This window comes from Pseudoclavibacter sp. VKM Ac-2888, from assembly GCF_015351285.1.
Lineage (GTDB): Bacteria > Actinomycetota > Actinomycetes > Actinomycetales > Microbacteriaceae > Pseudoclavibacter.
In genome coordinates this window covers 2705899-2731476 of the sequence record NZ_JADKSM010000001.1, presented here as the reverse complement: position 1 = coordinate 2731476, position 25578 = coordinate 2705899, and the positions used below count along the sequence as shown (strand labels likewise).

General features: G+C 69.1%; 30 protein-coding genes. 14 read left to right on the top strand and 16 right to left on the bottom strand.

From position 1 onward, the window contains the following. Positions 1-8: 8 nt before the first annotated feature. Positions 9-611 (top strand): YdeI/OmpD-associated family protein, encoded by a 603-nt coding sequence (locus tag ITJ61_RS12935; protein ID WP_194686403.1) that lies wholly within the window; start codon positions 9-11, stop codon positions 609-611. On the opposite strand, the gene ITJ61_RS12930 is transcribed toward ITJ61_RS12935, so the two are convergent. Beyond that, entirely contained in the window at positions 608-2299 is a 1692-nt protein-coding gene (locus tag ITJ61_RS12930; protein WP_323744389.1) for an ABC1 kinase family protein, read from the bottom strand. The two genes, ITJ61_RS12935 and ITJ61_RS12930, sit on opposite strands and share 4 nt — an antisense overlap. Before the next feature lie 155 nt (positions 2300-2454). After that, positions 2455-2991, bottom strand: a complete 537-nt coding sequence (locus ITJ61_RS12925; protein WP_228496668.1) for a PadR family transcriptional regulator — start codon at positions 2989-2991, stop codon at positions 2455-2457. A gap of 231 nt (positions 2992-3222) precedes the next feature. Here ITJ61_RS12925 and ITJ61_RS12920 point away from each other — a divergent pair, with 231 nt between their 5' ends. Continuing rightward, entirely contained in the window at positions 3223-3594 is a 372-nt protein-coding gene (locus ITJ61_RS12920; RefSeq protein WP_194686402.1) for a PadR family transcriptional regulator, read from the top strand. A gap of 1 nt (position 3595) precedes the next feature. Next, a complete protein-coding gene (locus ITJ61_RS12915; protein WP_104243979.1) occupies positions 3596-3958 on the top strand; it encodes a DUF1048 domain-containing protein in 363 nt (120 codons plus the stop codon). Between the two features lie 25 nt (positions 3959-3983). On the opposite strand, the gene ITJ61_RS12910 is transcribed toward ITJ61_RS12915, so the two are convergent. The 6 genes from ITJ61_RS12910 to ITJ61_RS12885 all read right to left on the bottom strand — a co-directional run bounded on the left by ITJ61_RS12910 (position 3984) and on the right by ITJ61_RS12885 (position 6996). Beyond that, positions 3984-4625 carry a hypothetical protein gene (locus ITJ61_RS12910; protein WP_104300316.1) on the bottom strand — a complete coding sequence of 214 codons (642 nt, stop codon included), beginning with the start codon at positions 4623-4625 and terminating at the stop codon, positions 3984-3986. 164 nt (positions 4626-4789) lie between these two features. Then, positions 4790-5395 carry a hypothetical protein gene (locus ITJ61_RS12905; RefSeq protein WP_194686401.1) on the bottom strand — a complete coding sequence of 202 codons (606 nt, stop codon included), beginning with the start codon at positions 5393-5395 and terminating at the stop codon, positions 4790-4792. Then, complete coding sequence (locus ITJ61_RS12900) at positions 5392-5973, bottom strand: DUF6286 domain-containing protein (RefSeq protein ID WP_194686400.1); 582 nt, start codon at positions 5971-5973, stop codon at positions 5392-5394. The genes ITJ61_RS12905 and ITJ61_RS12900 overlap by 4 nt, the downstream gene beginning before the upstream one ends. Then, the gene (locus tag ITJ61_RS12895) at positions 5970-6350 is read right to left on the bottom strand and encodes a hypothetical protein (RefSeq protein ID WP_194686399.1); all 381 of its coding nucleotides are present in this window, start codon (positions 6348-6350) and stop codon (positions 5970-5972) included. The genes ITJ61_RS12900 and ITJ61_RS12895 overlap by 4 nt, the downstream gene beginning before the upstream one ends. Next, the gene (locus ITJ61_RS12890; RefSeq protein WP_194686398.1) at positions 6347-6547 is read right to left on the bottom strand and encodes a DUF2273 domain-containing protein; all 201 of its coding nucleotides are present in this window, start codon (positions 6545-6547) and stop codon (positions 6347-6349) included. The genes ITJ61_RS12895 and ITJ61_RS12890 overlap by 4 nt, the downstream gene beginning before the upstream one ends. Beyond that, a complete protein-coding gene (locus ITJ61_RS12885; protein ID WP_194686397.1) occupies positions 6544-6996 on the bottom strand; it encodes an Asp23/Gls24 family envelope stress response protein in 453 nt (150 codons plus the stop codon). Before ITJ61_RS12885 ends, ITJ61_RS12890 begins: the two co-directional genes overlap by 4 nt. A gap of 626 nt (positions 6997-7622) precedes the next feature. On the opposite strand from ITJ61_RS12885, the gene ITJ61_RS20340 reads away from it, so the two are divergent. After that, positions 7623-8612, top strand: coding sequence for a helix-turn-helix domain-containing protein (locus ITJ61_RS20340; protein ID WP_146081097.1), 990 nt, complete (start codon positions 7623-7625; stop codon positions 8610-8612). Between the two features lie 92 nt (positions 8613-8704). On the opposite strand, the gene ITJ61_RS12875 is transcribed toward ITJ61_RS20340, so the two are convergent. Then, complete coding sequence (locus tag ITJ61_RS12875) at positions 8705-9172, bottom strand: winged helix-turn-helix transcriptional regulator (protein WP_104243966.1); 468 nt, start codon at positions 9170-9172, stop codon at positions 8705-8707. Between the two features lie 82 nt (positions 9173-9254). On the opposite strand from ITJ61_RS12875, the gene ITJ61_RS12870 reads away from it, so the two are divergent. Together ITJ61_RS12870 and ITJ61_RS12865 are read left to right on the top strand one after the other, a co-directional pair. Continuing rightward, the gene (locus tag ITJ61_RS12870; RefSeq protein ID WP_194686396.1) at positions 9255-10460 is read left to right on the top strand and encodes an MFS transporter; all 1206 of its coding nucleotides are present in this window, start codon (positions 9255-9257) and stop codon (positions 10458-10460) included. Next, a complete protein-coding gene (locus ITJ61_RS12865) occupies positions 10457-11269 on the top strand; it encodes a tyrosine-protein phosphatase (RefSeq protein WP_194686395.1) in 813 nt (270 codons plus the stop codon). Before ITJ61_RS12870 ends, ITJ61_RS12865 begins: the two co-directional genes overlap by 4 nt. Here the strand turns inward: ITJ61_RS12865 and ITJ61_RS12860 are convergent. Continuing rightward, positions 11210-12166, bottom strand: coding sequence for an EamA family transporter (locus ITJ61_RS12860; RefSeq protein ID WP_228496666.1), 957 nt, complete (start codon positions 12164-12166; stop codon positions 11210-11212). The genes ITJ61_RS12865 and ITJ61_RS12860 overlap by 60 nt on opposite strands. 126 nt (positions 12167-12292) lie before the next feature. Here ITJ61_RS12860 and ITJ61_RS12855 point away from each other — a divergent pair, with 126 nt between their 5' ends. Further along, entirely contained in the window at positions 12293-13189 is an 897-nt protein-coding gene (locus ITJ61_RS12855) for a LysR substrate-binding domain-containing protein (RefSeq protein ID WP_104300298.1), read from the top strand. A gap of 379 nt (positions 13190-13568) precedes the next feature. On the opposite strand, the gene ITJ61_RS12850 is transcribed toward ITJ61_RS12855, so the two are convergent. Then, complete coding sequence (locus ITJ61_RS12850; protein WP_104307555.1) at positions 13569-14171, bottom strand: response regulator transcription factor; 603 nt, start codon at positions 14169-14171, stop codon at positions 13569-13571. After that, positions 14168-15442, bottom strand: a complete 1275-nt coding sequence (locus ITJ61_RS12845) for a sensor histidine kinase (RefSeq protein WP_194686394.1) — start codon at positions 15440-15442, stop codon at positions 14168-14170. The genes ITJ61_RS12850 and ITJ61_RS12845 overlap by 4 nt, the downstream gene beginning before the upstream one ends. Positions 15443-15626: 184 nt before the next feature. Here ITJ61_RS12845 and ITJ61_RS12840 point away from each other — a divergent pair, with 184 nt between their 5' ends. Continuing rightward, a complete protein-coding gene (locus ITJ61_RS12840; RefSeq protein WP_104243954.1) occupies positions 15627-16121 on the top strand; it encodes a small multidrug efflux protein in 495 nt (164 codons plus the stop codon). Between the two features lie 55 nt (positions 16122-16176). Here the strand turns inward: ITJ61_RS12840 and ITJ61_RS12835 are convergent, their stop codons facing one another. After that, entirely contained in the window at positions 16177-16929 is a 753-nt protein-coding gene (locus ITJ61_RS12835; RefSeq protein WP_194686393.1) for a formylglycine-generating enzyme family protein, read from the bottom strand. Positions 16930-17002: 73 nt separating this feature from the next. Here ITJ61_RS12835 and ITJ61_RS12830 point away from each other — a divergent pair, with 73 nt between their 5' ends. Further along, positions 17003-17902, top strand: a complete 900-nt coding sequence (locus ITJ61_RS12830; protein WP_194686392.1) for an alpha/beta fold hydrolase — start codon at positions 17003-17005, stop codon at positions 17900-17902. Positions 17903-17960: 58 nt separating this feature from the next. On the opposite strand, the gene ITJ61_RS12825 is transcribed toward ITJ61_RS12830, so the two are convergent. After that, entirely contained in the window at positions 17961-18983 is a 1023-nt protein-coding gene (locus ITJ61_RS12825; RefSeq protein WP_228496665.1) for a nitronate monooxygenase, read from the bottom strand. A gap of 43 nt (positions 18984-19026) precedes the next feature. Beyond that, positions 19027-19674, bottom strand: coding sequence for a GntR family transcriptional regulator (locus ITJ61_RS12820; protein WP_194686390.1), 648 nt, complete (start codon positions 19672-19674; stop codon positions 19027-19029). Positions 19675-19867: 193 nt separating this feature from the next. Here ITJ61_RS12820 and ITJ61_RS12815 point away from each other — a divergent pair, with 193 nt between their 5' ends. After that, positions 19868-20656: a hypothetical protein gene (locus ITJ61_RS12815; RefSeq protein ID WP_146081098.1), complete on the top strand. Its 789-nt coding sequence runs from the start codon at positions 19868-19870 to the stop codon at positions 20654-20656. A 146-nt stretch (positions 20657-20802) separates the two neighbouring features. Here the strand turns inward: ITJ61_RS12815 and ITJ61_RS12810 are convergent, their stop codons facing one another. Then, entirely contained in the window at positions 20803-21234 is a 432-nt protein-coding gene (locus tag ITJ61_RS12810) for a MarR family winged helix-turn-helix transcriptional regulator (protein WP_104243943.1), read from the bottom strand. 153 nt (positions 21235-21387) lie between these two features. Between ITJ61_RS12810 and ITJ61_RS12805 the strand changes: the two genes are divergently transcribed. From ITJ61_RS12805 to ITJ61_RS12790, 4 genes are all read left to right on the top strand, one after another. After that, positions 21388-22299 (top strand): SDR family NAD(P)-dependent oxidoreductase, encoded by a 912-nt coding sequence (locus ITJ61_RS12805; RefSeq protein WP_194686389.1) that lies wholly within the window; start codon positions 21388-21390, stop codon positions 22297-22299. 174 nt (positions 22300-22473) lie between these two features. Beyond that, complete coding sequence (locus ITJ61_RS12800) at positions 22474-23517, top strand: ABC transporter substrate-binding protein (RefSeq protein WP_104300274.1); 1044 nt, start codon at positions 22474-22476, stop codon at positions 23515-23517. Between the two features lie 74 nt (positions 23518-23591). Continuing rightward, positions 23592-24599 (top strand): iron chelate uptake ABC transporter family permease subunit, encoded by a 1008-nt coding sequence (locus ITJ61_RS12795; protein ID WP_228497050.1) that lies wholly within the window; start codon positions 23592-23594, stop codon positions 24597-24599. Next, positions 24596-25363, top strand: a complete 768-nt coding sequence (locus tag ITJ61_RS12790) for an ABC transporter ATP-binding protein (protein ID WP_104243935.1) — start codon at positions 24596-24598, stop codon at positions 25361-25363. Before ITJ61_RS12795 ends, ITJ61_RS12790 begins: the two co-directional genes overlap by 4 nt. The last annotated feature ends 215 nt before the right edge of the window (positions 25364-25578 follow it).

Below are 25578 nucleotides of genomic sequence, written 5' to 3'. Positions count from 1 at the left end.
ATCTCCTCATGGCTGACACGAAGAGCGCTCTCGTCGAGGAGAGTGCGGCACCGGACACCGACGCTGTGCGATTCGAGGCACGCGTCATCGCCGCCCCGGTCGTCGGCGATTCGGGCGAGCGGTTCATCGTCCGGTTCCCGGACGACGCGAGCAGGATGCTGCCGTCCCGCGGCCAGGTTGCCGTGACCGGTTCGATCCGGCCGACTGGCGCTGAGGCGGCAAGACCCTTCGACTCCGTCATCGAACCCGACGGGCTCCGGGGTCACTGGCTGGACGTCGCGGCCGCGCTCGGTGCGGGTATCGGGGCCGGTGATGTCGTGGCGGTCGAGCTGCGACCTCGAGGCGACTGGCCAGAGCCGGTCGTTCCCGAGGACTTCGCCGCCGCGCTCGCGGAGGCACCCGAATCCGTCGCCACCTGGAACGACATCACGCCGATGGCGAGGTGGGAGTGGGTGCGATGGATCAACGCGACCCGCAACCCGCAGACGCGTCTGCGCCGCGTCGAGGTCGGCCTCTCGAAGCTCGAGGCGGGCAAGCGCCGCCCGTGCTGCTTCGACCTCTCCTCGTGCACCGACCCTGAGCTGTCGAAGAGCGGCAAGCTCGCGGTCTAGCCCCGACGCCGACCGAAGACCGCCCCTGCGGCGAGCAGCAGCGGCACGACCGAGACGCTCATGAGCACGATCCCGAGCGGGGCGAGCTGCGGCAGCAGGAGCACACCCGCGATGAGCAGCGCGGCGAACACGATCGCCGAGACGACCCCGCGCAGCATCCGCTCGAGTGAGCGCATATGCCGGTCGACGCTGGGCGTCTGCACCTTGAGCTGGCCGGCCTCGAGGCGAGTGGTGAGCGCATCGAGTCGACCGGGGAGGGTGACTGCGGTCGCCAGCGCGGAGATCGCCTGCTTGGCGACGGCCTGCACCGTGTTGCCGCCCTCGTCGCGGGTGAGGGTGCGGGCGAACGGGTCGACCGCCTCCCACATGTTGAAGTCCTTGTCGAGCGCCGAGGTCACGCCGGAGACCAGCGAGATCGCTCGGATGATGAGCAGGAAGTTCTCGGGCAGCTGGAACGGCATCTCGCGGATGGTGTCGCGGAAGCGGTCGGCGAAGTCGCCGAGCTCGGCGGGGTCGACGCGTTGCAGCTCGGCGACGCCCATTCCTCCGAAGCGGCCGAAGAGCTCGGTCATCGCCTGCTCGAGCTCGATGGTGTCACCGGCAGGGAGGAGCACGCCGACGCTGCGCATCGACCGCACGAGCCCTGGCCCGTCGCGAGAGACGATCGCGAAGATCAGCTGGCGGAGGCTCGCGCGGAGGGTGTCGGAGATGACGCCCATCATGCCGAAGTCGATGTAGGTCAGCTCCCACGTGACGGGCGCGAGCGTCTCGGGGTCGCCCTCGGCATCGGCGTCCGTCGGGGCGGGCTGTCTCGGTGTGGCCAAGGGCGTGACGAAGATGTTGCCGGGGTGCGGGTCGGCGTGGAAGAACCCGGCGACGAACAGCTGCTGGAACGTGGCCCTCGCCAGTTCGTTTGCGACCTCGACGGGGTCGATGCCCGCCGCGCGCAGGGCATCCACGTCGGTGATCTTGATCGCGGTGACGTCGGAGAGGGTGAGGATGCGCGACGCGGTGCGCTCCCACACGACCTGGGCGGCCCCAACGCGCGGGTCGGTCTCGAAGTCGGCGGCGAATCGCTCGGCGCTCGTGCCCTCGTGGATGTAGTCGATCTCTTCGAGGCTCGTCGCGGCGAACTCCTCGACGAGGGCGGGGGCGTCAGCACGCTTCGAGACGAGCTCGACTCGCTTGAGGAGCTGGCCGACGCGGCGCAGTGCGCGGAGGTCGGTCTCCACGAGGTCCTCGATGCCGGGCCGCTGCACCTTCACGACGACGTTGGAGTAGCCGGTCTCCTCGGCGAGCGCGGGGGTGAGCACAGCGCGGTGCGCCTGCCCGAAGGAGGCGGCGGCGATGGGAGTCTCGTCGAAGCTCGCGTAGGCCTGTCCGAGCGGCATGCCGAGCTCAGCCTCGGCCTGTGCGCGGATGGCCGGGAACGCGACCGCGGGCACCTCATCCTGCAGCCCCTCGAGCTCCGCGGTGATCTCAGGTGGCAGCACATCGAGGCGCGACGACAGGAACTGGCCCACCTTGATCATGAGCCCGCCGAGCTCGACCGCGAGGGCGTGGAAGCGGCGGGCGAGGCGCTGCATGCGCGCCGTGCGTCCGCGTTCCGCGAGCTTCCCGAGACGGATGCGGGGCAGGAAGATCTCGAACCACCAGATCTGCACCATCGCACGCTGCGCGAACCGCACGATCCTGCGGTACCTGGCACGGCCTTCCGCCGAGAGCTTCGTATCGCTGCTGCGGACGGCACCGGGCCGGGTGACGGCTCGCGCCTGCGCCGCGGCTGCGGTCAGTCTGCTCTCGGCGGCCAGCTCCTCCGTGAGGCCGGGGCCATCGGTCACGTTCAGTCCTCGGCGAGGATCGAGTACAGCTTGCGCCGTGTCTCGTCGAGCAGTGCTGCGGCCCGTTCGGCCTGGTCGGGGGTGGCGCTGCTCTGCACCTGGACGACGGCCTGGGCGAGGCGAGCTCCTGCCTTCGGGAGGGTCGCTGCGCGCTCGGCGCGGCGGGCGGCAGGCGACTCCCAGGGGAGCTCTCCGGCTGAGGCATCCACCGCGACGGCGCGGCCTTCTTCGGTGAGCGCGTAGACCTTGCGCTCGCCGGTGACCTCGGGCACGACGAGGCCCTCGTCGGAGAGCAGCTGGAGTGTGGGGTAGACCGAGCCGGGGCTGGGCTTCCAAGCGCCACTCGTGCGGGCTTCGATGGCCTGGATCAGCTGGTAGCCGTGCTGTGGGCCCTCGAGGAGCGCGACGAGGAGGGCTGTCCTGACGTCTCCGCGGCCGGCTCGAGCAGTGGTCGGTCGCGAGGCGAAGGTCTCGCGGATCTCATCGACGGCTTCGCGGAGGCCGAAGCCGAGTCCGCCTGGGGTGTGCTGAGCGACCATGTGCATTCCTTTCGAGTGCCGAGCATCCGGTGGCGATCGTGTCGACCGGGTGGATGCGCGGATTGGCGATACCTGACGACACCCGACGATACATCGGTGAATGTCGGCGAAGCTGTGCATTCCGGGTGGCCCTGAGTGTTGACAGACAATCACTTGTCTTTGTTGCTAAGTACCAGTACTCGGTGTTACTTTGTACCGGTATTCATTGTTACTGAGTAGAGAAGGTGGCCGATGGGCAGGCAGGCATCCGAGATGCTCAAGGGCACGCTCGAAGGCATCGTGCTCGCGATCCTCGCGAAGCGCTCCGCCTACGGGTACGAGATCACGAGCTGGCTCCGCGAGCAGGGCTTCGTCGACATCGCCGAGGGAACGGTCTACGCGCTCCTCGTGCGCATCGAGCAGAAAGACCTCGTCGACGTCGAGAAAGTCCCGTCCGAGAAGGGCCCGCCGCGGAAGGTCTACACGATCAACGCCGCGGGCACCGAGTACCTCGCGGAGTTCTGGCGCAGGTGGGGCTTCCTCGTCGAACGCCTCGAGCAGCTCCGAGGCACCATCACCGCACCATCCGCTGCAAGCAGCACAGACATCGAGAGAGGCAACTGACATGGCCGCCAAGTGGATCGAATCGCTCACGGGCTCATTCGAGGAGAAGAAGCAGTACAAGGAGGCACAGGCCCGGCTGGATGCGCTGCCGGAGCCCTACGGCAGGGTCGCGAAGGCCGTCCAGCGCTACCTCATGTACTCCAGTGGCGTCGTCGATGGCGAGTCGATGGTGCGCATGAACGCCGACCTCGCCGACCTCTGGGAGCGGGCCGTGGCCGATGACGCGCCTGTCCGCGACATCGTGGGCAGCGATCCGGTCGACTTCGCCGAGACGTTCGGGCAGTCGTACTCAGGGAAGCAGTGGATCGACAAGGAGCGCGCACGCCTGGTCACGGCCGTCGAAGAAGCGGAGCGAGGGCAGTAGTCAGCCCCCCACCGACGGTCTGGTCTCAGGCGGGCGGGAACGTGCAGGTGACGGTGGGGAGCTCGATTCTGAGGTCGTCGTTCGCCATCAGGTCGCTTGGAGCGATCGCCTTCGAGAAGAGCAGTCGCAGCGTGACCATTCCAGCCGCGCCTCCGGAGTGGTGGGCGAACGTGATCGGGGTCATCTTCGGGTCTGCGCTCTGCGTGACCGGAAGCGTCTGTGTCGGCGCCGGATCGGCGGATGCCGTGGAGAGCACTGCGAGGGATTCGATCATCGTCCCCCTCCCGTCGACGACCTCCACGGCGACCGCCGCGGGGCGGCTCGACCCCGCTGCAGACGAGCGGCGGGTCGCGCACGCCCGGGTGGTGAAGGTGTACGTGCGGCCAGGGGTCACCGGGAAGGCGTAGCTCGCACTCCAGGTGGCGGGAGCAGCCGTGCCAGCGGCGTCCATCCCGGAGACCAGGGTGATGCCCGTCGGGCTCTCGAAGCCGTTTGTGCCCGAGCCCTCGACGAACGCACCCGTGAGCGGGCCGGCGTCGATCTTCCACGCCGAGCGTGAGGTGGAGTTTCCGAGGCAGGGGTACTCGGGGGGAGCAGTAGGGGCGACCGCGGCCGCAACGACAGGTGCGCTCCAGGCCGGGCCCCTCAGAATCCGTCGCGCGGTCATCTGCAGGGTGGCGGTCAGTGTCGGTTCCCGTCGCGCTTCTGCTGTCGCTTTTTCGCGCTGCGTCGTTTGGTGATGATGCCGAGGGCAAAGGTGATGATGCGAAGGAACATGGTGGTGGAGCTTTCGGGTTGGAGCTGGGGCGTGCTTGTTGGGTGGGGGTCTGGCTACTGCAGGCGAGTCGGCTTCTGGGTCTGTGCTCTGAACCCGCCGGTCAGCTGGAGGAGCACCGGCAGTTCCCTGCCGAGCAGAGCGTCGAGGGTGTGGAGGTCACGTTCGACGAGGTCTGCGGCGTCCCTCGGGGAGACCCCTCGCCGACAGCTCGCCGAGACTTTCAGCGCCGGGGTTCCGCGCACCTCGTAGGCGGAGACGCTTGTCGCGATGAACTCATCGCGTTCGCCGAGCGAGTCCGAGAGCGCGTCTCTGGCGACACTGACGTCCACGACAGTCGGTCCCGCCTTCGACGCTCGGTCGTGGACGATGGTGCCGGTGCGCCCCTGGCCCTGCCGAAGCGTGAAGGCGAGGAGCAGGATGATGCCGATCAGGAGGACGGCGACGACGGCGATCATCAGCCAGCTGAAGTCCGTGCCGGGGAACGGCGTCTGCTGGAGCCAGCTGCCGACCTGCGTGTTGACCGCTTCAGAGATCGGGGTCCAGGTGTCCTTCGCCCCGGGCAGCCAGGCGCCGAGTGCCGCAGCTGCGCCCACAATGAGCAGAAGGAGCCCTGTGGCGACGATGAGGAGCCGGTTCAGGCCGCGGTTCGTGCTGTTCATGCGCCGACCTTCCCGTTCTCTGCGACGCGCACCTTGGCGGTGACACGCGGGGTGAGCTCGTACTGCTCGAGCTGCCGGGTGACGGCCGCTTCGATGGAGGCGGCGTCGACGGGCACCCCGGATGCGGGCACGAGGTGGACGTCGGCGCGACGGTGGGACACCGAGACGGTGACGTTGTCCGGGCTGACGCTGCCGGCGAGGGCCGCGTGCCGGGCGAGCGCCGAGGCGATCACCGCGTTGTCCGCGACGGTCGCGGTCCGCGACGAGCGCAACGCGTGGCGTGCTCGCCGTCCGGGGGCAAGCCCGGCAATGAGCAGGACCAGACCCAGGATGGCAACCACGACGCCCGCGATCCCGACGTACTGGGCGGGCTGCTCGAGGAAGCCGAGGGTCGACGTGAACATGTCGACCGGCGCGACGAGCAGCGCGGGGAGCGCCAGGAGCGCCAGGACGACCTCCGTGCCGACCCAGGCCGCCACGATGATCAGCAGCACGGTCAGGACGATCGCGAGCGCCGACCGTGGCGAATGCGTCTCGCGCCGAGCGACCCGTTTGTAGAGGGAATCGTGGTTGCTCATGTGACTCGTTCCTCGGGTCGGATGTCGAGCCCGGTGATCCGCAGCATGACGCGGTCGACGCGCGAGTCGGTCAACGTCTGGAAGCGGTCCCGGATCGCGACCTTCGCGGCTTCGACTCGATCGAGGATCGCCCCGCCGCTGCGTTCGATGGCGGCGTCCTGCGAGCGGATGCGGGAGAGGGAGGGCACACGAATCGGTGTGCTGATCCGCAGCGCGAGGTTGCCGTTGTGGTCGTCGAGGTCGACGTTGACGTTGCCGGCGTCGACCCCGAGGGCGTCACCGGCGACAGCTGACGCGACACGAGTCAGGGCCTTCGCGGTGAGTCGTGTTGTGCCTCGCTGCGCCGCGCCGTGGTGTGTCGTCGCGGCGATGCTCATGAGGACGTGTTCCGTCCGCGAAGGACGTCGACAAGTGCACTGGCGTTGAGCTTGCCGTCGAGGATCCGACCGATCAGTCCGCCGATCAGCATCGCGATGACGACGAAGAAGAAGGCCCAGAAGCCGAGGATGATCCAGGTGAGCGCGAGGACTGCGCCGATGAGGATGCCGGTTCGGGTGAGGGATGCGGTGTTCACTGGACTCGCGCTTCTTCCGTCTTGTTGGTGTCGTTGTCTTCGGAGGGGAGGTGGACGTCGTTGACGGTGACGTTGACTTCGGTGACCTCGAGGCCGACGATCGTCTCGACGGCGCGGATCACGTCGGCGCGGACGCCGTCCGCGACGTCCTGGAGGGAGACGGGGTACTCGGCGACGATGGTCACGTCGACGGCGACCTGCTTCTCGCCGACCTCGACGCTGATGCCCTGGCTCTGGTCGGTGGCGTTGATGGCGTTGCGGATGGCACCGATCGCGCGGGCCGCGCCGCCACCGAGGTCGTAGACACCACGCGCTTCGCGGGCCGCGATACCGGCGACCTTCGCGACGACGCCGTCATCGATCGTGGTCTTGCCGTTGGCGGCGTGAGCGGGGCGCAGATCCTTGCGGTCGCTGGACGAGGTGCTGACGTTCGGGGTGGTGTTCGACATGATGCTCTCCTTGTGGTTGCCCGGCGGTGCGGGTGCACCTGCTGCGGGGTCGTGCTGGTGAGACGTGTGCTTTTCATGATTTGTCACGAAATACTTGAGAAAAAAAATCTGGGGCCCGATCGCGCGTCGTGATGGTGCGGGCGAAGGGGTGAGAAGAGGTCTTGGTTGGGGTGGAGGTCGCAGCTGCGGTCCGCTGTAATGCGCGAGTGGTATTTCACATTGCGTGCACCTAGCGAAGTGAACTCGTATCTGCCCGGTGAGCATATGCACGGCGTACGCGGCGGTAGCCGAGAGTTCCTCCCCGCTTTGTGGCCCAATTCGGGTCTGATACGTCTCCTGATCTGGGTTTTCCTGTGAATGCGAATACTGGATCGGCTCGCGGACGACTTTGATTCAGCTCGCCGACGGAAATGATTCTGGCGGGGAAGAAGTCGCCGAGTGACTCGCAGTTTGCTGCGTTCCAGCTCACTTCCCCGGGTGTTTTCATCTGGTGAGATGCCCGACCTGGTTCTCCAACCCATCCGACAGAATGGAATGTGTGACGAACACCGCGCTCGTGTCGTCTCACCAGGGAACGTGCGGTCTGCGCGTTCTCCGAATGACATCGAGCGATTGGAGTGGGTGAGGTGCAGGAGCACACGAGTCAGGCAGACACCGAGGTTGCCGTGAGGGAGTCGAGCGACGGCCAGTGGCCGACGCGGACGGAACTCCCTCGGGTGGTCTCGCTCACTGTCGACGAGGTGGGGCCGGAGGCCGTCGAGACCGTGCGGGGCTGGGGATGGCATCTCCAGTCGGACGGTCAGGACTTCAGGGTCGTCGGCGATGTGCTCAAGAACGACACCTTCGCCCTCAGCCGCTACCGCCACACGGCAGCGACCTTCCGATACGAAGTCCCGAGCGCCTTCGCCGGGGGCGCCGCCAGGCTGCTCCTCGCCTGCCTGGAAGGCGAGGTCGTGGTCGACATCGCCGGAACGCTGGAGACGCTCACCCCCGGCAGCGTGCTGTTCGCCAACCCGGAGGATCTCGTCAGCAAGACGTCGAACGGTCCGGTCAGCAGCCTCCTGGTCATCTTCCCCCGCCCCCAGTCCTTCACGGAGAACTACGTCGGAACGACCTCGGCGTCGGATGCCTACCTGCAGGTGCTCGTCGACGCCTCCGCATCCATCCTCAGCGGCGGACTCCGTGCTGAGGACCCCGCCTTCACCCGCGTCGGGCTGGGCGTCGAGGCGCTGGTCTGGGCGCTGGCGACTCAGACCGAGCTCCGCACGCTCAGCACGGCGAGCACCGACCTCGCTCACGTCTACAGCGAGGCCGTCAAGTACGTCTCCCGGTTCGCGTCAGACGAGGCGACCACGGTGAACTCGATGGCCGCCGCCCTCGGCGCATCCCGGGCGCACCTGTATCGGGCATTCGCCGCGACGGGTGACACCGCGTCGGCCTACCTCAGGAGGGCGCGCGTGCGCCTCGCACAGCGTCTGCTGCTCGAGGGAGCGAATCAGGATGCGGCCGCCAGGGGCGCGGGTTTCGGCACGGCGCGGCGCATGCGGAGTGCCCTGGCCGCGGCCCCGGACGCCGCGGTGTCGCCGCAGAAGGCGATCCTTCCCGCGGCGGAGTGAGCTGACGCTCGCTTGCTCGTCTCGCCCGCACGGAGTCTCGTCTTTCCGTCGAGCCCTCCGCTCGGCAGTCTGCCTCAGGGATAGATCGGGGTTCAGGGGTGCGAGTCCTGCGCAGCCACGTGCTCGACGCGCGTGTTCTCGCTCGTCAGTAAGCTCCCATCGGCGGCCTTCGGGGTGAGCTCCGGCACCCGGATGCCGTCCTCGCCGACCAGTGACGAGTGCGCCTCCCCGCTGGAGAAGGCGTGGTGTTCGCCCCACTGCCGCAGCGCGACGATGACGGGAAAGAGGTCACGACCCGCTTCAGTGAGCTCGTACACTCTGCGTTTCCCGGTCGGCGCATCCACCTGGGCCAGGAGCCCGGCCGAGATGAGTTTCCGGAGTCGATCGGTGAGGATGTTGCGCGCGATACCGGTCCGCTGCTGGAAGTCGGTGAAGGAACGGGCGCCGTCCATGGCGTCGCGGACGACAAGCAGGCTCCAGCGGTCGCCGACCAGGTCAACGGTGCGGGCAACTGGACAGCTCGGGTCTGTCCAGTCTTGGCTCGCCGTGGAGCTCGACATGTGATCTCCCTTGAGTTGCGTACTGCAACCATTTTGCCCTACGTTCAAACAGTTGCAATGTGCAACTGATTGCGAGGGGTCTGTGAATCGAGGTACGAGAGCGCTGCTCGCGGTCATCTGCGGAGTCGCCGTGGCGAGCATCTACGCGAGCCAGCCAGTGCTCGGACAGATGGGTCGCGAGTTGTCGGTGCCCGTCGAGGCCGTCGGGTGGCTTGTCGCCGCCGCCCAGCTCGGCTACCTCGTCGGCCTGATCCTGCTCGTGCCGTTGGGGGACCTGCTCAACCGCAGACGGCTCATCGTGGTGCACCTCGTCCTGCTGGCCGGTGCACTTGCCCTCGTCGCGGCTGCGCCCGTCGCCTGGGTCGCCTTCGCGGGCCTCGCGAGCACCGGGGTGCTCGCCGTCGTCGTGCAGACGGTCGTCGCCTACGCCGCCGCGCTCTCGGACCCTGCGGAGCGCGGCCGCACCCTGGGTGTCGTCACCTCCGGCGTGGTCATCGGGATCCTCGGTTCCCGCATCCTGTCTGGCGCCCTTGCCGACCTCTGGGGCTGGCGCAGCATGTTCGTCGCCCTAGCGGTGCTCGCCGCAGGCCTCGCGGCGGTCGCCCTGTTCAGGCTCCGGGCGGACTCCCGCACCGTACTGGTGCCGTCGTACCTGGGGGTGCTGCGCTCGTTCTTCCACCTGCTCGCGCAGCCGTCCCTGCTCGGACGCGGTGCGATCGCCTTCTTCCTCTTCGCCTCATTCGGCGCACTGTGGAGCGGGATGACCGTGCCTCTGGCGGGTGCTCCCTGGCATCTCAGCGAGACGCTCATCGGTGTCGTGGGCATCGCGGGACTCACAGGTGCCCTCGGCGCAGCACGAGCCGGACGGTGGGCGGACGCGGGACACGCGAATCGCGTGGCGGGAATCGCGCTCGTCGTGCTCCTCGCGTCCTGGCTCCTCATCGCCCAGCTCACCTGGTCGCTCATCCTCCTGCTGCTGGGAGTCGTCGTCCTGGACTTCGCCGTCCAGGCCGTGCACGTCAGCAACCAGCACATCCTCACCAGCGCCGACCCGGGCCGGGTCAGCACCACCATCGGCGCATATATGGTCTTCTACTCCCTTGGCTCGGCCACCGGTGCGGCGTCCACCACCGCCGTCTACGCCTGGGCGGGTTGGCACGGGTCCACGATGCTCGGAGCCGCGTTCGCGGCCGCCGGCCTCGTCGCCTGGGTGCTCGCCTCTTCCGTGCGGCGGGCCTCACACGCGACCGAGGGAATGTCGGAGCCCCGTCCTAGGCTGGTCGCATGACGACGGCGACTTCACTCCAGGGCACCTTCAACTTCCGAGACACCGGTGGCATGCCGCTGGTGGCCGGTGGTACCACGACGCCCGGCGTCTTCTACAGGTCAGATGCGCTGAGCTCTCTCACCCAGACGGGCCTCGAGGAGCTCGCCGCGAGCGATATCGGTGTCATCGTCGACTTCCGCACCCCCTCTGAGCGGCAGATGGCACCCGACCGCCTCCCCGTGAGTCGCCCGTTCCGCGTCGCGGAGCTGCCCCTGCTCGAGGGGGCCGTGTCCGGTCTCGTCCAGCAGGGTCTGCAGTCGGCGGCGGGCGGTGGAGACCCGGTCGAGCAGGCGAAGTCTTTCGAGGTGGTGCTCGCGCAGATCCCCTCGCTTGGCGAGCTCTACGTCGGCATGCTCGAGCACGGGGCCACGTCGTTCGCTGAGCTCGCACGCCTGGTCGCCAACGCGACGACCACCCCGCCGACAGCGGTGCTCGTGCATTGCACCGCAGGCAAGGACCGCACCGGAGTGGGCTCGGCGCTGCTGCTCGACGCGGTCGGCGTCGAGCGATCGGCGATCGTCGCCGACTACACGTCGTCCGGTGAGCGCCTCGCGGGCGAGTGGGCTGAGCGCATGTACGGCATGGTCGCGCAGTACGGCCTGCCGCTCACCGACGAGATCAAGGACCTCGTCGCTGCCACCCCGGCCTCGGCCATCGAGCGTGCCCTCGAATGGGTGGATGCCCACGGCGGCTCGGTCGCCTACCTGCAGTCAGGCGGGCTCACCGGTGCGGAGCTCGCCGCGCTCAAGGGCCGCCTCACCGGCGCTTGAACCGGGATCACCGGGAGTTGGGGCGCTCGGCGGCGCGGCGCGTCCCGCCGAGCGTTCGACGCCGATCCCCGCCGCGATGACCAGCGCGAGACCCACAACCGGCAGGATGCCCGGCACCTGGTGCAGGAGCAGCAGCCCGATGACCAGTGCGACGGCGGGCTCAAGGCTCGTGAGGGTTCCGTACGCGGCCGCGGTGATGCGGCGCAGCGCCTGGATCTCGAGCATGAACGGCACGGTCGGCAGGAGAACGGCCAGGCCCAGGCCCGCGAGGGCTGCCTCCCAGGTGAGCAGCGGGATCGTGCTCGGCGCCGCGATGAGGCTCGCGATGACGGCGGCGACCGGAATCGACACGGCCAGGCCGCGCACCCCGCTCAGCTCGTCGCCCACCCGCTGCGTGCAGAGGATATAGACGGCCCAGCAGGCGGCGGCGGCGAGCGCGTACAGCACGCCGAGCGGGTCGATGTTTCCCGTCCACGGCTCCGTGAGCAGCACGACCCCGGCGGCGGCGATCAGCGGCCAGAGCAGCGCTCGGCCGCGGCTGCGCAGCACGGCGACGGCAAGCGGGCCGAGGAACTCGAGGGCCGCGGCAGTGCCGAGGGGGATGCGGTCGATCGCGAGCGTGAAGAGCAGCGTCATTCCCGAGGTCGCCGCGCCGAGCACAACGCATGCCAGGAAGCTCCTGCGCGTGAACCACGAACGGCGTGGGCGCACGATGACCAGCACGAGCGCTGCCGCGAACACGAGGCGGATCCAACCGGTGCCGAGCGGGCCGAGCTGCTCGAACAGGCCCGTGCTGAGCGCGAGCCCGAGCTGCACGAAGAGCATCGCCGAGATGGTCATGAGCGTGCCGGAACGCGCAGTTCCCCGCGGAGCTGGCGCGAGCTTGGACGTGGTCATGGAATCAGGATGTCGCTCGGCGGTGTCCGTGTCCACGCGAGATGAGCGAACACATCGTTCGCGAAAGACGCACAATGATGGAGTGGACGGTGACGCCCGCGACCAGGATCACCGGCTGGAGGGCCCATGGAGACACGACGCCTCGAGTACCTCGTCGACCTCGACCGGCTCGGCTCCATGCGCGCGGTCGCCGAGCTCCACCGAACCACGACGTCCGTCGTGTCACAGCAGCTCGCACTCCTGCAGCAGGAGTTGGGTGCGCGACTGCTCGAGCGAATCGGACGCGGGGTGCGGCTGACCGCCGCGGGTGCTCGGCTCGCGACGCGCGCATCCGGAATACTGGCGAGCCTCGACGATGCGAAGCGCGACTTTGACCCCGAGGGTGAACCGCAAGGCACCCTGCGCGTTGCCGGCTTCGCCACGGCGGCCCGCGCCCTGTTCCCGATCATGCGCGAACTCGCCGCCTCGCACCCGGGGGTGCGCCTCGTGCTCGAGGAGCAGGAACCCGACGAAGCGCTCGCGCTCGTGGATGCCGGCCGAATCGACCTGGCACTCGTCTACGACTACACGCTCGCGCCGCTGCGCATCCCCACCCGCTACGAGAGCGTGCGGCTCTGGCAGGGGGAGTGGGGCATCGGCATGGCGGACCGCCACGCCGACGCGCTCCCGGGCCGCGGGCGGGTGCCGCTGCCGAACCGCGAGCTCATGCTCGCGCTGCGCGACCAGGAGTGGATCGGCAACTCCAGGAACAACGCCGACGAGATCGCGATCGGCGTGCTCGCATCGCTCGCCGACTACGAGCCGAATGTCACCCACCAGTCCGACGACCTGGCCCTCGTCGAAGACCTCATCGCCGCCGAGTTCGGGGTCGGGATGCTGCCCCTCACGAGGCAGCAGCGCGACAACGTGCGGATCGTGCGGATGCAGGACCCGCCCATGCTGCGCGCATCCGCCGCTTACCTCCGCGGCACCGCGGAGTGGCCGCTGCTGCGCCACGTGCTCGACCGGCTCACCCCCGGCTGACCTGGTTGCGCCCCCTCCTGCTGGCCTTCCGTCCGCGGTCCGCCCGGTGTTCGCTCCACATCCGGGCCCCTGGCCCCCTGGCCCCCTGGCCCCCTGGCCCCCTGGTTCTCGGGATGGGTTCCACGCTTCGGGATGGGTTGCAAGCCATCTGCGTGCGTTGGAGCCATCCCGAAGCGTCGGTGTCCTCCTGACCTGAGTCCGCGGTCGCCGACGGCCGACCGGATTGGCGCGGCGGACCGGACGCGGTTCCGCGAATTTCCCTCGCGCGTGGGTGTGGCTGCTGTTTCGGGATGGGTTCCACGCTTCGGGGTGGGTTGCAAACCATCCCGAGGCGTGGAACCCATCCCGAAACGCGGTGGTGGGTGGCCGATCCGCCGCGCTAGATCCAGCCGCGCTCGCGGGCCACGACGGTCGCCTGCTGCCGGGTCGACACGGCGAGCTTGCCGAGCGCCGATGACACGTGGTTGCGGACGGTGCCGGGAGAGAGGTGCAGGGTGCGGGCGATCTCCGCGATCGTCTCGCCCCGCTGCCCGGCCCGCAGCACGTCGAGCTCTCGGTCGGTGAGGGGGCTGCGTTCGTCGGCGAGCGCGTCCGCGGCGATCTCCGGGTCGACGTAGCGTCGGCCAGCGGCGACGCGGCGGATGATGTCGGCCACCTCCTCGGCGCGGCGGGACTTCGGGATGAACCCCTCCACCCCCGCGGAGAGCGCCCGACGCAGCACCCCGGGCCTCGCGTGCCTCGTGACGACGATGCACCGCACCTCGGGCAGCCCGTGCAGACGCTCGGCGACTTCGACACCGTCGAGGCCGGGCATCTCGAGGTCGAGCAGGCAGATGTCGGGCTTGAGGCGCAGGGCCGTCTCGACGGCGGCCGTACCCGTGCTGCACTCGGCAATCACCTCGAGGTCGTCCTCGAGGCGCAGCAGCGACGCGAGCGCCGTGCGGATCATGTCCTCGTCGTCGGCGAGCAGGACCCGGATCATGCGTGTCCCTCCGCGCTCGCCGCAGCCTGCTGGGCGGCGATGGGCAGTCGCACCTGCACCGTGAAGCTCGTGCCGTCGTTCCAGGCTTCGACTTCACCGCCGCTCGACTCGAGGCGCTCGCCCATGCCCGTGAGGCCGCTGCCCCAGGCGACGTCGGCACCGGCGTGAGCCCCGGAATGAGTACCGGCCCCGGCCCCGACCCCGCTGCTCTCACTGCGGCCGGCGGCGTCGTTCACCATCCGGTAGAGCCACGTGTCGCCGTCACGGCTGAGCTCGATCCGAGCGCGGGCGCCGTCGCCGTGCTTGAGCACGTTGGTGACGCTCTCGCGCACGATCGGTCCGAGCACGGCGGCTGGGGCGGATGCGGTGCCCGATCCCACGTGCATCCGCACGTCGTGGCCGGCGGCGCGCAGCAGGTCGGCCGCGTTCTCGAGCTCGTCGGGCAGGGGCACGCCTCGGAAGCTCGTCGCGAGCGCCCGGGTGCCGGCGCGCGCCTCGTCGACGGCGCCCTGGGCGGCGCGGATCTGCTCTGCAGCCGCCGCCGGGTCCTTCGTGAGGAGCCGCTCGGCGAGCTCGAGCTGCAGCGCGATCACCTGCAGGTGGTGGCCCTGCAGGTCGTGGACGTCGTTGGCGAGGCGAAGGCGCTCACGGGTCGCGGCGAGCTGGCTCTCGGCGGCGCGGGCCCGGTCGAGTTCGAGGACGATCTCCCACCACCAGAGCGAGAAGGCGGTCATGGTGGGCAGCATCACGATGAAGAACGCGGGTGCCGAGAACGCGCTGGAGGGGATGCCCTGCCTCGTGAAGCTGGACGCCTCCACGAAGACGAGCGCGGTCACGAGCACCGTCGCCCCGACGACGACCCGCCACCGCACGCCTGGTGTCCACGGCCGGACGGCCAGGACGAACCCGAGAACCCCGACCGCGGCCAGTACCGACGACGTGCCGACTCCGAGCAACAGCGCGCCCAGAGCGGCGAACGCGAACCCGGTCATGTTGAGCGGCGACCGCGGGTGCCGTTCGCCGTCACGGGCGGCGTGCACGCTCGGTCGGTAGTCGAGGAGCAGGAAGACGCTGGACGCGATCCAGGCGGCCCCGCCGGCGATCGCGACGGGGAGCCGCCAGGGCGCGTCGAGCGCCGGCGACGCCCAGGCCCACAAGACCCAGAACATGCCCGTGAACGCGACGAAGGAGACGACCCCCACCGCCGTGTACCACCAGGTGGCGGTCACGCCGCGGGCCAGCGCGATCTCGCCGATGCGTGGAGTGCTCATCCCTCCACGGTAGGCCAGCGGGGGGCGCGCGACCCGTGACATATGTCACGAAGCGGCACGCGCATCCTCACGAGGAGTGGTGACGCGGTGACACTGCTGCTGCGCGCGCATCCCGACTGGAATGGAGTCATCACCGCGGTACTCCGACGCGGCAGCCCAGATCGCAGCTTCGAAAGGCCACTCCATGAATCCCATCGCAGAGCTCATCCTCGGCTTCCAGAACCTGATGGCGCAGCTGCCCGAGTGGCTGCAGCCGCTCATCGTGGCACTCGCCGGCGCGGTTCCCTTCATCGAGGGGGAGGGGGCGGCGACGATCGGCATCATCGGCGGCATCAACCCGGTTATCGCCGCGGTGGCGGGCGCCCTCGGGAACTTCATTGCGGTAGCCCTGGTCGTGTACCTGGGTGCTGCCATCCGGGCACGCTTCGCGAAGTCGCCGGCGGACGCGAAGCCGAAGACTGCGAGCCGCGAGAAGTTCCAGCGCGCCTTCAACCGCTACGGGGTCGCCGGTGTGAGCCTCCTCGGCCCGCTGCTGCTCCCGACGCACTTCACGGCCGCCGCGCTCGCGGGAAGCGGCATCTCGAAGGGGCGTGTGCTGGTGTGGCAGGCGGCCGCGATCGTCCTGTGGACGACCCTGCTGACGCTCATCATCACGGGCGTCATCCAGTTCGCGGTCTGACGGCTCGCTGTTCGAGCCGACGCCACGTCAGGCTGAGGATGGCGGCTGGCGCGGGTCAGCTCTGAGGGGTCCACCCGAACGGGGTGGGTCCCTCGAGTGTCGCGCGCTCGCGGTCGGCTGCCGCTGACCAGCCCTGGGCCGCATCCACGGCGTCGAACCCGCCGCGCGCGACGCGGAACCCGACGTCCTCGTGGTGCATGCGGGGCGCACCGCCGCGGCGAACGGAGGCGCGGACGCTCCACGTGTCGTCGGCGTAGCCGCCGCCCCTGAACACGCGGTAGTCGTCGTAGCGGGCAGGGTCGAGGTGATCCCAGCACCATTCCCACGTGTTCCCGAGGGTGTCGAAGAGGCCGTTGAGGTTGGGGTGCTTGCCGCCGACGGGCTGAGGGCTGGTGACACCGTCGAGGCTCGTCCAGGCGACGTCGGCGAGCGGCCCGTACTGGGCGGTGGTCGACCCGGCGCGGCACGCGAACTCCCACTCCGATTCGGTGGGGAGGCGGATGCCGTCGGAGTCGACGTGCCACGTGACCTGCTCGCCGTCGTACGAGTAGGCGGGGTCGAGCCCCTCCCATTCGGAGGCGGCGTTGCAGAAGCGGATGGCGCGCAGCCAGCTGACGTCGGTCGCTGGCCGTTCGGGGTGGCTCGTCCCGTCGTCGGTGGCTTCGCCGAGGAGCTCGCCGAGCTGCGACTGGGTGACGGCGTAGACGCCGATCTCGAACGGCTCCAGCTCGACGCGCCTGCGCAGCTTCCGGCGGGCGTCGTGCAGCTCGACGCTGCCGCCTTCGATGGTCGAGAATTCGATATCCATTGGGGCCATCCTCGCACCGGAGGCTGTCACCGGCGCCTGGCGAATGGTTGTCGGGGCGTGAGAGCATGCCGGGATGATCGACTCCGCCGCCTTCGTGACCACCCCCGACGGTCGTCGACTGCGCACGTTCGCGAGCGGGCCGCTCGATGCAGGCACGGTGGTCGTGCTCGAGGCGGGTCTCGGTGCGAGCGGACTGTACGGGGGGCTCGTGCACCGGATGCTCGCGGAGCGCGTGCGGGTCGTCGCCTACGAGCGTGCCGGATACGGAGAGAGCACGCCGGATCCCGCACCGCGCACGTTGGAGCGGCTCGCGGATGACCTCGACACGGTGGTGAACGCACAGGAGCCCTCTCGGCTGGTGCTTGTCGGCCACAGTTGGGGTGGGCCCATCGTGCGGCGCTTGGCAGCACGTCGCCTGGCGGCGGGTGCGCCGATGGATGGTGTTGTGCTGGTCGACCAGAGCGACGAGCACGCGGCACTGTATTTCCGGCCTTCGACGCGGCGGCTGTTCGCGTTCTCGGCCGCGGTGCTGGAGCCCGCTGCCCGACTCGGCCTGCTGCGTGCGCAGCTGCGGAGCCTCGTCGATGGCATGGACCCGATCGCGGCGGCGCAGGCGCTGGATGCGTCGACGAACCCGGGCGCTGCGCGGGCCGCCGCCGCGGAGCAGCGAATGGTGCGCAGCGAGCTCGCCGGGTTGCGTTCGCGTCCGCCGCGGCTTGGTGACCTGCCGATGCGCGTGATCTCTGGCATGAAGGAGACGCCGGCCGACCGCACGCGCGCCCCGCTGATCGCGGCGCACCTCGAGACGGTCGCCGCGCATCCTGGGGCCGTGCACGTGCGGGCGGAGCATTCGGGCCACGTGGTCACTGCGTCCGAGCCAGAACTGGTGGCGCAGCAGGTGCTCGAGTTGGCGCTGCGCGGCGGCGATCGCGGGGTCGACTCGCGTGCATCCGGAGACGATTCATCGATCTGAGGGCCAAAGGGACGCGGTCGCCAACGCCCCCGAGCCCGCCAGGATCAGCGGCGCCGTCTCACGGCTCCAGAGCATCGAGGATCGCGACGACGGGGCCGTCCTCTGCCTCTCGCCAGCCCTGTCCTGCCCAGAGATTGACGAGCGTGCTGTCGCCCGCAGCCGTGGCTTTTGCCCGCATGGGGCGGGTCAGGTGATGCAGTGCTGGGTACCCGACTGGCGCATCCACGTGGCTCTCGACGAAGGCGTTGACGAGCGCACGTGCGGGGCGGCCCGTGAATGCCCGCGTGAAGGCCGTCTCGGTGTACTGCTCATCTGCGAGCGCAGCCTTGTGCACGGCGGATGCTCCGCTCTCGTCTGACCGAAGCACCGCGGTGCCGACCGCGACCATGTCAGCGCCTGCGCCGAGGAGCTCGAGCACCTGCTCGCGACGCGTGATCCCGCCCGACGCGATCAGGGGCAGGTCCGTGACCGTCCGGACGCGCTCGATGAGCGTCGCGAGCGCGATGTTCTCGGGGAAGGTGTCCGGATCCCACACGCCGCTGTGTCCGCCGGCGTCGTGCCCCTGAACGGTGAGGGCGTCGGCGCCGGCTGCCGCGGCCTGTCGGGCCTCATCGACGGACGTCACCGTCTGTATCGTGAGAATCCCTGCCGCCTGCAGCCTCCGAAACGTCCCCGCCGAGGGCAGCCCGAACGTGAAGCTCACCACGGGCGTCCCGCTGAGGATGACCGCATCCAGCTTCTCCGACCATTCGTCGTCGTCTTCCAGCCTGGCGGCCATGGTCGCGGCATCATCGTGCGTCGACGCGTGCTCGCGGATGCTCTCCCAGTACGCGGAGTATCCCGCCTCGTCGATGGGGTGGGGGTTGGGGACGAAGAGATTGACCCCGAACACCGACACCCCGGCCTCGGTCACCTCGGCGATCTGTGCGTTCAGCGCCGCCGCCGTCTTGTACCCGCCGGCGAGCTGCGCGAAGTGTCCTGCGCGGGCCGCGGCGACGACGAGACCAGGGCTGCTCGGGCCGCCAGCCATGGGTGCGACGGCAACGGACTTGAGTGTGTCCAGTGGGGAGGGGAGCGTCATGGTCATGCCTTTCCGCGGGTGTGCATTGGTTCGGTGATGTGGGTCACAGTGGCCCCATGAGGGACCCGTGCGTGTGATGGATGTGCGCGCGGAGCTCGGCGAGGAACGCGCCTCGATCCCCGGTGCGCACGTGCTCGACGAGGCGTCGGTGCTCCGCGATGAACTCCGACCACCGGCCAGCGACGTCGTCGTAGGTTCGGAGCGTCATCGCCGCCTGACGCTGTCGGAGCTTGTCGTAGAACTCCAACAGGATCGGGTTCCCTCCTGCTTCGACGAAGATGCGGTGGAAGTCGATCGTGAGCTGCACGACGCGGTCGTAGCTGCCCTGCTCGAGCTCGGTCAGCTGATCCTGGATGGACTTCTCGAGCCGGATGCACAACCGCTGCCGTGCCTCGACGGACAGGGAGTCCAGGGCGGCAGACTCGAGTACCTGCCTCGCGTCCGCCACGGCTCGCGCTTCCTCGGCCGTGAGGGTGCGGACCAGCGCCCCGCGCTGCGGGAAGATCGTCACCAGCCCATCTGCTTCCAGGCGACGGAGGGCGCCGCGCACCGGAGTCCGGCTGACCGCCAGGCGCTTCGACAGGTCGTTCTCGCTCAGCATGCTGCCTTGCGCGAATGTTCCGTCGCGCAGCCACGCGAGCATCTGCTGGTAGGCCACCTCGGTCGCGGTGGGTGGCGGTGGCGTCCTCATGGGCCGAGTGTACAACTGGGATCCCAGTTGTACGGGAAGTTCAGCTGGGATCAATACTCCGAGGCGGCCACCCGGGTCAAGCCGTCACCGGTTTTCGGCGGTCGTTCACGCCCCGCAGGTAGTCTGCTTAGAGCGGTTGGGCCTCCTTGTGTGTCGCCGACCTTTCCGCGGTTCCCCCATTCGAAGGATGTTCATGAGTTCCCAGCCCTCCCCAGGACCGAGTCGTCGGGCCGTCGTCACCACTGCCGCCTGGGCGTTGCCGACCGTCAGTGCCGCGCTCGCCGCGCCCCTCGCGGTCGCCTCGACCGCGCCGGCTCCAGAACCCCTCACGCTGGGTCCTGATGGGGCGGTCGTCTCCGACGGTGAATCCACGGTCTCGCTGCGCGGGTTCGCGGCCACGACCGAGGCGGGGACCCGTCCGCAGACCGTGCAGCTCGCATACTCTTCGCCGATCACGGGCCCATCGAGCGCCGCCGTCGATTCCGAGACGGGCGAGTTCGAAGTCACGGTCAACGTGAGCGGCTTCTATGCGGGGGCGAGCTCGGGCCAGGAGTTCACGGGCACCGTCTCGGCCTCGATCACTGACGGCGCGTCGGTCTCGGTGACGGTGGACGTCGTCGCCCCGCGCACCGCGCCCGGAGAGACGACCGGCACCATCAACTTCTCCCCCAACCAGTACCGGGGCAGCGAGGTCGACGGGGTCACGATCTTCCCGACGCTCACCGGCGTCGTCACCGTCAATCGCGGTGCGCTCCCGGCCGAGGTCATCCTCAGCTTCTCCGACGTCAGCGAAGGGCGCGTGGATCTGCGCCGCGACGCCGGGCTGATCGTGCCGATCAACCCGACCACGGGCGCGTTCAGCGTAGACGGCGTGTACAACGCCATCACCGGCGGAGAGAACCCGTTCGGCTTCATCTACGCGGGCGTCAACAACGCCGCGAACGTCACCTACGGCCTCGCGGTGGCGGAGCTCGACGGGTAGTCGATCACCCAACTCCACGCGCACTGAACTCAGCCCCTGACTGCCAAGTCGGGGGCTGAGTCGTGTGCCGTGGGTACGCCAGGCGGGGTTCAGCTCGACTCATCGGGAGCCAGTAGGAGAGGGGGGATCCGCGTGCCCGAGGGTATTCAGGCCAGGCGCGACGGTGCGCTTCCGAGGAGCTCGGTGATTCGCGCGAGGTCGGACTCGCCGATGTTGGCGAGCGGTGAGCTGGTCGAGGCGAGCTCGACGATCGCGTCGCGAGCTGCACGGCCCTCGGGAGTGAGCTCGATGACGCGCTGTCGGAGGTCGGTCGGGGACGGCTTTCGCGTGACGAGCCCCTTGGCCTCGAGCTGGTGGCACATGAAGGTCACGTTCTGCGGGGTGCAGTGCGTCCGTTCGGCGGCCGTGCGCATCGACGGTGCTGGCCCGTCGGGGTCGATCACCCAGAGCAGGTGAGCGGTGACTGCGGTGAGCCCGAACTCTGCAAGTGCCGGCTCGAGCGCATCGTTCGTGCGGGCGACGACGTCGTACGCGGCGAAGAGGGCCTCCGACAGCTTCTGTGCGCGTTCGTCTCCCATGCGCTCACCCTAGCACTTGCTACAAGACTTGAAGCTTCTGCTACAGTCACTTCAGAACTTGAAGGAAGTGGGTGGTCGACGTTCAGCTGCCGCCTGGCTTCCCCGCGAACGCAACAGCCGCGCGCCTCCGTGCCTGAACAGAAAGCCTGATCAATGGACACACCACGACTCGATGGACAGTCGATCATCGTCACCGGCGCAACCAGCGGCATCGGCTTCTTCGTCGCGGAAGGGCTCGCTCGCCTCGGTGCGCAGATCATCGTGGCGGCCCGCTCCGCGGAGAAAGCGCAGAGCGCCATCGCACTCCTTGCGGAACCCGCCCGCCACCGCCACCTCGAACTCGACCTCGCGGACCTCGAATCCGTTCGCGCGGCCGGGTCGCGCATCGGCGCCGGTCCGCCGGTCCACGGTCTCGTGATGAACGCCGGCGTCATCGCCGCTCACCCCACCTACAGCGAAGGTCCGTTCGGGGTCGAGTCCACGGTCGGAGTCAACGTCCTCGCGCACCTCGAGTTCCTGAGATTGAGCTTTCCTGCGCTCACGCACGCGCCTGAGGCGCGGGTCATAAGCACGGGCAGTTTCCTCACGAAGAAGATTCCGTTCGATGCGGACGGCTGGCTCGCTCCCTCCGCGTATCGCCCTCGCGCCGCTTACGCGATGTCGAAGCATGCCGCGGAGATCGTCGGATTCGAGCTCGACCGACGTCTTCTCGCGAGTGGTTCTCGCGTGAGATCGGTCGTCACTCACCCCGGTTCCGCGATCGACGCGTTGACGCCGGACCGGCCCCCACTGCAGCAGCGCTCCGCGCTCGTCCGCACGCTCGCGACAGCCGTCGCTCCTGTGTTCTCGAGAGTGGTGCAGGGCAAGGATGCGGCTGCGCATCCGGCGATCGCCGCGATGACGACACCTCTGCTTCCGGCCGGCGCCTACTTCGGCCCCCGGACGGGAGCCACCGGTGCGCCGATCCTCACGACCCCGGTGCCGACAAGCCTCAACCCCGAACTCGGTCGAAGCGTCTGGCAGCAGGTCACAGAGCGTCTCGGAGCTCCGATCATTCCGGAGTGATGAGCGCGCGTGCTCCCTGTTGCTGTCAGTGATCGCCGGGCGGCTCAAGCGCATCGTCGCGTTCTGTTCGACCTCCACGCTCTTCCTCGGCACGCCCGGCGCACGCCCGAGCGCGCAGGTAAGGCTATCCTTAGCGAGCCAGTCGGCAGACTCGACTCGATCCAGGGAGCCCATGTGCGTCAGCGCGCCACCTTCAGCCTCGTTCTCACCGCCGCAGTCGTCCTCGGGCTCTCCGGATGCGGAGCGTCGGAGGCGGTCGAATCCAACTCGGCTGCGAGCGCGGGAGACGGGGCGACGCAGTACCCGCTGACACTCGACAACTGCGGAACGCAGGTGACGATCGACGCGGCCCCGGAGAGGGTCGTCTCGCTCGACCAGAACTCGACGGAGATCCTCCTGTCGCTCGGGCTCCAGGACCGCATGGTCGGCACGGCATCCTGGACCGACCCGGTCCTCGAATCGCTGGCCGACGCCAACGCCGCCGTCCCGAGGTTGGCCGACAACGCCCCCACCTACGAGGTTGTTCTCGGCGCGGACCCCGACTTCGTGACCGCCTCCTTCGGCCGGCACTTCGCTGAAGGCGGGGTCACCTCGCGCGAACGATTCGCTGAGACGGGCGTCAACAGCTACCTCTCGCCGACGGACTGCGACAACGGGACCAGCATCAACGGCGGAGGGACGCGGACGACGCCGCTCGAGGTCGATGCGCTGTACGCGGAGATCACGGAGCTCGGTGAGGTCTTCGACGTCGCAGATCGCGCGGCCGAGCTCGTGAGCGATCTGCAGACGCGCGCGGCAGCGGCGACCGAGGGCGTCGACTTCGACGGCGCGAGCGCTGCGTACTGGTTCGCCGACACGAAGACGCCCTACGTCGCGGGTGGCCTGGGTTCTGCCGCCATGCTCGGATCATCCACGGGGCTCACGAATGTCTTCGCGGACCTCGACGACGACTGGCCCGCGACGACGTGGGAGGACATCGTCGATCGGAACCCGCAGGTGCTCATCCTGGGCGACCTGCAGCGAGACCGATTCCCTGGCGACCGTCTGGACGAGAAGGTCGCGTTCCTGGAATCCGACCCGCTGACCAAGACGATGGATGCCGTGCAGAACAAGCGCTACATCGACTTGCACGGGGCGGAGCTCAACCCCTCCATACGCTTCGTGGACGGCCTCGAGAAGATCAAGGCGTGGTGGGACGAGCACGGGGAGGAACTCTGACCTCCGCCACGGGCCAGCGTTCCGTCGAACGCGTGAGCACCGAATCTTCGCGCGCGCCCCGGCCGCGACGCGTGCTGATCGCGTGCGCCCTGGTGCTCGCCGGTCTGCTTCTGCTCGTCGTCTCGGTCGGGACTGCGATCACGCTCGGACCGGCGGATATCCTGCCCGTCAACGTCCGTGACATCGTCACGAACCACCTCGGCCTGACCGACATCCCGGTGAAGGTGTCGAAGGACGCGATCGTCTGGGAGGAGCGGCTTCCTCGCGCCTTCGTGGCCGCCGCGTGCGGAATCGGCCTCGGGCTCTGCGGCGTGGTCATGCAGTCGCTCCTGCGTAACCCGCTCGCCGACCCCTTCATTCTCGGCATCTCATCCGGCGCATCGACGGGTGCCGTCGCCATCGGTGTCCTCGGGCTCGGTGGCGCCGCGATCGGGCTCTCCGGCGGCGCGTTCATCGGCGCACTCGTCGCGTTCGGGCTCGTGCTCCTGCTCTCTCAGCTCTCCGGCGGCGGGACCGACCGAGTTGTCCTCGCGGGGGTCGCGAGCACGCAGCTGTTCTCCGCCTTGACGTCGCTGATCATCTTCGCCTTCGCGGATTCCGACGAGACGAGGGGCGTCATGTTCTGGATGCTGGGCTCCCTGGAAGGGGTGAGGTGGGATGACGTCGTGCTCTGCGTCGTCGTCGTGGGCGCCGGGACCGTGCTCTGCGCGAGGTACGCCCACGCCCTCGACGCCTTCGCGTTCGGGGCAGACGTCGCCGCGTCCCTCGGTATCCATGTCGCGCGTACTCGAGCCATCCTCCTCGTCGCGACCGCCCTCATCACCGCCACGCTGGTCAGCGTCGCGGGAGCCATCGGATTCGTCGGCCTCGTCCTGCCGCACGCCGCCCGGCTGCTCGTCGGCCCGCGACACTCGCGCCTCATCCCGGCGACCGCAGTCATCGGAGCGATCTTCATGGTCTGGGTCGACGCCGGATCGCGAGTCGCGTTCTCGCCCACCCCGCTCCCCGTCGGTGTCGGCACGGCCCTCGTCGGGGTGCCCGTCTTCATCGCGCTCCTCGCCCGAAAGAGGAAGCGCACGTGACGATCAACGCGGAGGGCGTCTCGTGGAGTCGAGGGGGAGCGCTCGTCGTGGACGGCGTCAGCCTGCACCCCCAGCCGGGCCAGACCGTCGGACTGCTCGGACCGAACGGGTCCGGCAAATCGTCGTTGCTCCGAGTGCTGCACGGGTTCGTGAAACCGAGCGCTGGCCTCGTGACCCTCGACGGCGTCGACATCAGCACCGTCGGGCGTCGTCACATCGCCCGGTCCGTGGCGTCGGTGACCCAGCATGCGGACACCGACGTGGACATCACCGTGCGCGACATCGCGCGCCTCGGGCGGATCCCGCACCGCTCAGGGCTCGGAGGAGACACCGCCGCCGACGATCGCGCGGTCGACCGCGCCCTCGACCACGTCGGTCTGCTCGAGCAGGCCAACCGCTTCTGGCACACCCTCTCGGGCGGCGAGCGCCAGCGCGCCCAGATCGCGCGTGCCCTCGCCCAGGAGCCCCACGAACTGCTCCTCGACGAGCCGACCAACCACCTCGACATCCGACACCAGCTGGAGCTGCTGGAGCTCATACGCGCACTGCCGGTCACGACCATCATCGCCATCCACGACCTCAACCTCGCGGCCATGTACTGCGACGTCCTGGTCGTGCTCCGGGATGGAGCCGTGGTCGCCGCAGGCACGCCGACCGAGGTGCTCACCCCTGAGCTCATCGAAGACGTCTACGGCGTGACCGCCGAAGTCTCCGTCGACGCCCGCCGGCAGACCCCCGTCGTCACCTTCACGAGACCGGGCTGACCGGGAGCGTTCCGCGCGAGTCGCAGTGCTCTCGGATACTGGCACCTCCCGAGGTCGCACCGCCGGTCTCGTTGGACCGCGTGTGCGGGCCGCACATCGCGGCGGACGTCACCGGCGGGCAGATCTGCGCACACCACCTCCCGGCGGCGCGGAGCGCGACGGGAACCCACGACTGCGCGAAGCACCCAGGTCTCGGCGCGCACCGCGACCCCTGG